The sequence below is a fragment of the Polaromonas sp. genome (genome assembly GCF_016185115.1).
Taxonomy (GTDB): domain Bacteria; phylum Pseudomonadota; class Gammaproteobacteria; order Burkholderiales; family Burkholderiaceae_C; genus Polaromonas.
Window position 1 is genome coordinate 115,210 of the sequence record NZ_JACPOF010000001.1, and the last position, 6,253, is coordinate 121,462.

The window sequence follows — 6,253 nt, forward strand, 5'->3', positions numbered from 1 at the left end:
ACACAACTGGCGCGCCCATGACTCAGAATTCAAATGTTAATACAGGAGTTAACATTTTGACCAAAAGTTAATATGGAAGTTAACTTTTGACTCTTTTCCGGCCTGCCATGTCTTCAAAAAGCCCAAAAATGGCTCGAAAAGCCGATTTTCAGGCACTGAATCGGGCTGCAGGCCAATAAATACGTACGTGAGCAGCTATTAAATAGGTAGCAGACCAGTGGTTCGGCGCGACTTTTTACCAGCTCGTCGCAATGTATTTGGCTTCGGAGAACTCAAGAATTCCCTCGTGCGCACCCTCGCGGCCCAGGCCGCTCTGCTTCACGCCGCCAAAAGGCGCAGCCGGATCAGACACCAGGCCGCGGTTCAGCGCCACCATGCCGCTTTCGATCTGCTCGCTGACGCGCAGGCCTTTGGCCATGTCTTTGGTGTAGACATAGGCGACCAGCCCGTATTCGGTGTTGTTGGCCATCTCAATGGCTTCTGCCTCGGTATCAAACACCACCAGCGGCGCGACCGGGCCGAAGATCTCCTCGCCCAGCAGCTTTGCATCGCGGCTCACGTCTGCCAGCACGGTCGGCATGTAGAAATAGCCCTTGCCCTCCGGCCGCTTGCCGCCGGCCAGCACGCGTGCGCCGCGCGCCACGGCGTCGTCCACCAGGTCACTGACCTTGTTGACGGCTTTGGTCGTGATCAGCGGGCCGCAGCCGGTGGCGGCATCCAGGCCGTTGCCGACCTTGATGGCGCCCATGCGCTGGGCCAGTTTGGCCGCGAAAGCCTCATACACGCCGCGCTGCACATAAAAGCGGTTGGCCGCCGTGCAGGCCTCACCGCCGTTGCGCATCTTGGCGATCATGGCCCCTTCAATGGCGGCGTCGATGTCGGCATCGTCAAACACCACAAAGGGCGCGTTGCCGCCCAGTTCCATCGAACAGGAAATCACCTGCCCTGCAGCGCTGCGCAGCAGGTTGCGGCCCACCGGCGTGGAGCCGGTGAACGACAGCTTGCGCACGCGCGCATCGGCCAGCATGGCGTCGATCACGGGGCCCGGCTCTGATGTGGTCACGATGTTCACCACGCCGGCAGGCACGCCGGCTTCGGCCATGATGGCAGCCATCGCGAAGGCGGTCAGCGGTGTTTCAGACGCGGGTTTGAGCACACAGGTGCAGCCTGCGGCCAGCGCAGGCGCGATCTTGCGCGTTGCCATGGCTGCAGGGAAGTTCCACGGGGTGATGAGCACCGAGACGCCTATGGGCTGGTACTGCACCAGGATGCGGTTGGCACCGCCGGGCGCGGTGCCGAACTGCCCGTTGAGGCGCACGGCTTCTTCAGAAAACCAGCGGAAGAACTCCGCTGCATAAGCCACCTCGCCGCGCGCATCGGCCAGCGACTTGCCGTTTTCATACGAGATCAGTTCGGCCAGATATTCCTTGTCGCGCATCATCAATTCAAAGCAGCGACGCAGCATCTCGGCACGCTCGCGACCGGGCAGTTTCGCGAAGGCCGGTGCGGCGCGGCTGGCGGCAGCAACAGCGTCCAGCCCGTCCTGCACGCTGGCATCGGCGACCTCGGCAATCATGTTTTCTGTGGCGGGGTCGACGACGGGCAGGCGGCGGTCAGCACTGGCATTGCGCCATTGGCCGTCGATAAAAAGCTGGGTAGGTGGGATGCGAGGTGTCATGAATGTTGGAGAGCTAAAGGGAAATGAAGACGGTAAAGGATAAAGCCGTAAGGTGAACTCAGGCGTGCATGGGCACACCGCCCTGATGAGCGGCCCGGGTAATCGCAGCCATGGCGGCTTCATCCAGCAGGCGCGGGTTGTTGTTGACCAGCCGTGCGGCCAGCATGGACTGCACAGCCACATGCGCCAGGTCGTCGCCCGACAGGCCGATGTCTTTGAGCGTGGCGGGTATGCCTATCGTGCTGAACAGCTTGCGCACCGCATCAATCGCCGCGTCGGCCAAAGTGCTTTCATCGCTGCCCTGCACGCCCATGGCGGTGGCGATCTGCGCGAACTCTGCCGTACAGGCAGGCCTGTTGAAGGCCATGACATAAGGCATCAGCACGGCCACGCCAATGCCGTGGGCGGTGTGCGTCAGTGCACCGACCGGATACTGGATGGCGTGGGCGGCGGCGGTACCAGCCGTACCAAAGGCCAGGCCTGCATGCAGGGCGGCCATCATCACACCGGCACGCGCCTGCGTGTCCTTTCCGTTGGCGACTGCGGTGGGCAAATGTTTCGCAATCAGTCCGATGGCTGCCAGCGCGTGCACATCGGTCAGCGCGTTCTTGCCGACAAAAACCCGGCCTGTGGCCAGGTCTGGCGTGGCATCCCGGCGTATGGCCGTGAAGGCCTCGATGGCGTGTGTGAGCGCATCTGCGCCCGAGCAGGCGGTGAGCCCGGGCGGGCAACTGTGCGTGAGTTCGGGGTCGCAGATGGCGGTGTGCGGTATCAGGTGCGGGCTGGAGACACCGACTTTCAGGTCACGCCTGTCATCAGCCACGACCGCCACGGCCGTGACTTCAGAGCCTGTGCCCGAGGTGGTGGGAATGGCGATCAGCGGCAGCAACGGCCCTGGCACCTTCATCTCGCCGTAGTAGTCCGACAAATCACCGCCATGCGTGAGCAACAGGGCGACAAACTTGGCCATGTCCATGCAGCTTCCGCCGCCTATGCCGATGACGACATCGGGTGCGAAGGCGCGGCCCATCTTCTCGCATTCGAAAACGCCTGCAATCGGCAGCTCGGCCTGCGTCTTGTCATAGACCAGGGTTTCAAGGCCAGAGGCCTGAAGGTCACTGATCATGGCGCCGAACATTGCGTCGCCAGAGAGGCGCTCATCGGTACAGACCAGGGCGCGCTGGCCCAGTTTGCGGGCGACAGTGCCCAGCGCGTGACGCTGGCCGTCACCAAAAAGAATGGCTTGTGGCGAACGCAAAAACCCGGCGTTGACCGGCATGGATATAGACATGGGGGTTCCTGAAAATCGGTGGTCTTAAAATCGTATCGTATTTTATTTATCAATCTATTAGGGTAAATCCGATACGATATTTGATTTTTAGGATTCAAAATCCACGCCATGACTTCCGGACTCCCCATGCCACATCCAGACCAGCCCTCCGCTTTTGGCGATGCAGATACCGAACTGCAACTGCGGTCCAGACGTTCGGTTGGTGATGACATCTATGAAGTACTGCTGGCCAGGCTGATCTCGCTGAAGATCCCGCCCGGCGCCCGCATCTCCATCGACAAGCTGGCGCGTGAGCTGGGTGCATCCCAGACCCCAATACGCGCCGCGCTGATCCGGCTTGAAGCCGAAGGCCTGATCGTCAAGACCCACCTGGTGGGTTACAGCGCAACCGCCATCCCCTCATCCCAGCGCTTTGGCGAAATCTTTCAGCTGCGCCTCCTGCTTGAGCCGCATGCCGCGGCGCAGGCCGCCACAAAACTCAGCGCCGACGAGCGCGAAGACCTGCGCGGCCTGGTCAACAACATGTTTGAGCCTTCAAAGGATGATGAAAAACTGGCCTACGGCAAGTTCGCCCACTGGGATGCCCACTTTCACCGGCTCATCGCCCTGTCCGGTGGCGGGCAACTCATGGCCGAGACGCTGGACCGGCTTCAAACGCATATGCACCTCTTCCGCGTCCTTTTTCATTCCAGCGTCACCCAGGAAGCCATCAAGGAGCACGAAGAACTGCTGGACGCCCTCATCACCGGCCATGCCGACCGCGCACGCACTGCCATGAAACGGCACATACAGCTGTCGTTCAAACGCATCGCACCGGTGCTTGAGGCCTACAGCGATACCGGCGCGCTCCGCAAAGAGATTGCCGCCAGGCGGCCGGACTGAACACCACTCCATTTGACAAGGACCCATACATGAAACGCAGAGAAGTTGCCCTCGGAATGGCAGCCCTGATCACAGGCCTCGATGCACGCACAGCTTTCGCACAAACCACGGCGCCTTACCCGTCAAAACCCATCACGCTGGTGGCGTCCTTCTCGGGCATGACGGACCAGATGGGCCGGGTGCTGGGTGATGCCATCAATGCAAAAACCGGCACTTCAGTTGTTGTTGACACCAAGGCTGGCGCCAGCGGCATCATCGCGGCGGAATATGTGCTCAAGCAGCCGGCAGACGGCTATGTGCTTTTTCACACCACCAACACCACCCACGCCGCCAACCAGTCGCTGTTCAGGACACTGCCCTACGACTACGTGAAGGACTTCATCCCTGTCACCGGCGTGCTGCGCGGCGGCCTGATGCTGGTGGTCAGCAGTGCATCGCCGGTCAAGACCGTGAGCGATCTGACGGCGCTGGCCAAAAAGCAGCCGGGCAAGCTGTCCTTCGGCTGGGGCGCATCTGCCGTGCGCGTGGCGGTCGAGCAGTACCGCCAGATGGCGTCGCTTGATTTTGTTTCTGTGCCCTACAAGACCAACGCCCAGGCGGTGGTCGACCTGATAGGCGGCCGGCTCGACTTCATGGTGCTGGACGCACTGACCGCCGCCCCGCACATCAGCAGCGGCCGCATGCGCGCGATTGCCGTCACCAGCGAAAAGCGCATGGTGGGCCACCCCACTGTGCCGACCATGCAGGAGTCCGGCCTGCCCGGGTATTCCATGACCTTCTGGCAGGGCATTTACGCGCCCAGGGGAACGCCCGACGCGGTGGTCAAGCGTGCCGCCGCGTTGCTGACGGACGCCATCAACAGCCCGGCTGCACAGAAGTTCATGAATACCGTCAGCGTCGAACCCTTCCCTATTTCAGGCGAGGAGTTGATGAAGTTCCAGCAGGCCGAAGCCGTGAAGTGGAAGGCCATCATCTCCGCCGCCGGAATCCAGCCTGAATAAACCCGATCCAACTGACTCACCGAAAGATAGAAGCGAAGCCATGCGTAAAGTTATCGTCACCTGTGCCATCACCGGCTCCATTCACACGCCGTCGATGTCGCCACACATCCCGATCACCCCGAAAGAGATCGCCGATGCGGCCATCGAGGCACATGCCGCAGGTGCATCCATCGTCCACCTGCACGCGCGCGACCCGAAAGACGGCCGGCCGTCGCAGGATGTCGAGCTGTTCAAGCAGTTCCTCCCGCAGATCAAGAGTGCCTGCGACGTGGTGGTCAACCTCACCACAGGCGGCGCCTCAACCATGAGCATCCAGGAAAGGCTGCGGCCGGCACTGGAGATGAAGCCCGAGGTGGCCTCGCTCAACATGGGCAGCATGAATTTCGGCCTGTACGAAATGCTGGGTCGTTACCCCAACCTCAAGCATGACTGGGAACGCCCCTACCTCGCCGACAGCGACGACCGCGTCTTCAAGAACACCTTCAAGGACATCGCCTACATCCTGCAGTCATGCAGCGACAACGACACGCGTTTCGAGATCGAGTGCTATGACATCGGCCATCTCTACACAGCAGCGCACTTCCTGGACCGCGGCCTCATCAAGGCGCCTATGATGATCCAGTCGGTGTTCGGGATTCGCGGCGGCATAGGCGCCGACGTCGAAGACCTGATGCACATGAAGCGTACGGCAGACCGCCTCTTTGGTGATGACTACGTGTGGTCGGTGCTGGGCACCGGGCGCGCGCAGATCCCGCTGGCGACTGCCAGCATCGTGGTCGGTGGCAATGCCCGCGTGGGCCTGGAAGACAGCCTGTGGGATGGCCCGGGCAAGCTCGCAACAAGCAATGCCATTCAGGTCAAACGCCTGGTGTCCATCATCGAGGCACTGTCGCTCGAAGTGGCCACACCGGCCGATGCGCGTGCCGCCCTCAAGCTCAAGGGCCGGGACAACGTCGCGTTCTGACGCGGCCTTCAAACACCCTCACGGAACCCACCATGTACGACAAGACCGATCCGAGATCAACGCTCTCAACCGCAGCCCCCGCAGCAGCAGCACTCGACGCCAGCACGCCCTACGGCACCGCCTCCTGCATCCACTTCAAGGAAGGCCCGGCAGAAGAAGACTCCTTAAGCCGCAAGTGGTACGGCCGCGGCCACAACTTCGTCATCTGCTACGTCGAAGCCAAAGCCGGCGCCCGCATCACCCGCGTCGGCCAGCCCGACGAGTACGTCATCCTCTCCCCGCAGACCACCACCAGCCTGCACATCACCTCCGACCACGGGTCTGCCGACATCCCTGGCTACTCGGTCGTCATCGTCCCTGCAGGCGCCAGCAGCATAGAGGTCAAAAGCGCCGGCAGCTTCTTCATCCTCTACACCACCCAGAGCAAGGACATTGCC

6 protein-coding genes are annotated in these 6,253 nt (G+C 61.6%); 4 read left to right on the forward strand and 2 right to left on the reverse strand.

What is annotated here, in order from left to right:
* Positions 1–235: 235 nt before the first annotated feature.
* Both HYX42_RS00615 and HYX42_RS00620 read right to left on the reverse strand, forming a co-directional pair.
* Positions 236–1,678, reverse strand: a complete 1,443-nt coding sequence (locus tag HYX42_RS00615) for an NAD-dependent succinate-semialdehyde dehydrogenase (RefSeq protein WP_293398671.1) — start codon at positions 1,676–1,678, stop codon at positions 236–238.
* Between the two features lie 58 nt (positions 1,679–1,736).
* A complete protein-coding gene (locus HYX42_RS00620) occupies positions 1,737–2,969 on the reverse strand; it encodes an iron-containing alcohol dehydrogenase (RefSeq protein ID WP_293398672.1) in 1,233 nt (410 codons plus the stop codon).
* A 108-nt stretch (positions 2,970–3,077) separates the two neighbouring features.
* On the opposite strand from HYX42_RS00620, the gene HYX42_RS00625 reads away from it, so the two are divergent.
* The 4 genes from HYX42_RS00625 to HYX42_RS00640 form a co-directional block, all read left to right on the forward strand.
* Entirely contained in the window at positions 3,078–3,851 is a 774-nt protein-coding gene (locus HYX42_RS00625; RefSeq protein WP_293398673.1) for a GntR family transcriptional regulator, read from the forward strand.
* A 29-nt stretch (positions 3,852–3,880) separates the two neighbouring features.
* On the forward strand, positions 3,881–4,852 hold the full coding sequence (locus HYX42_RS00630) for a tripartite tricarboxylate transporter substrate binding protein (RefSeq protein WP_293398674.1): 972 nt from the start codon (positions 3,881–3,883) through the stop codon (positions 4,850–4,852).
* Between the two features lie 40 nt (positions 4,853–4,892).
* The gene (locus HYX42_RS00635) at positions 4,893–5,816 is read left to right on the forward strand and encodes a 3-keto-5-aminohexanoate cleavage protein (protein WP_293398675.1); all 924 of its coding nucleotides are present in this window, start codon (positions 4,893–4,895) and stop codon (positions 5,814–5,816) included.
* Between the two features lie 32 nt (positions 5,817–5,848).
* Positions 5,849–6,253, forward strand: a 405-nt coding sequence (locus HYX42_RS00640) for a hypothetical protein (protein WP_293398676.1), incomplete at its 3' end; no start/stop codon positions are given.

What these genes read in the sequence shown, in the direction of transcription:
- HYX42_RS00615 (WP_293398671.1), bottom strand. Translation starts at nt 1,678, where the DNA reads ATGACACCTCGCATCCCACCTACCCAGCTTTTTATCGACGGCCAATGG.
- HYX42_RS00620 (WP_293398672.1), bottom strand. Translation starts at nt 2,969, where the DNA reads ATGTCTATATCCATGCCGGTCAACGCCGGGTTTTTGCGTTCGCCACAA.
- HYX42_RS00625 (WP_293398673.1), top strand. Translation starts at nt 3,078, where the DNA reads ATGACTTCCGGACTCCCCATGCCACATCCAGACCAGCCCTCCGCTTTT.
- HYX42_RS00630 (WP_293398674.1), top strand. Translation starts at nt 3,881, where the DNA reads ATGAAACGCAGAGAAGTTGCCCTCGGAATGGCAGCCCTGATCACAGGC.
- HYX42_RS00635 (WP_293398675.1), top strand. Translation starts at nt 4,893, where the DNA reads ATGCGTAAAGTTATCGTCACCTGTGCCATCACCGGCTCCATTCACACG.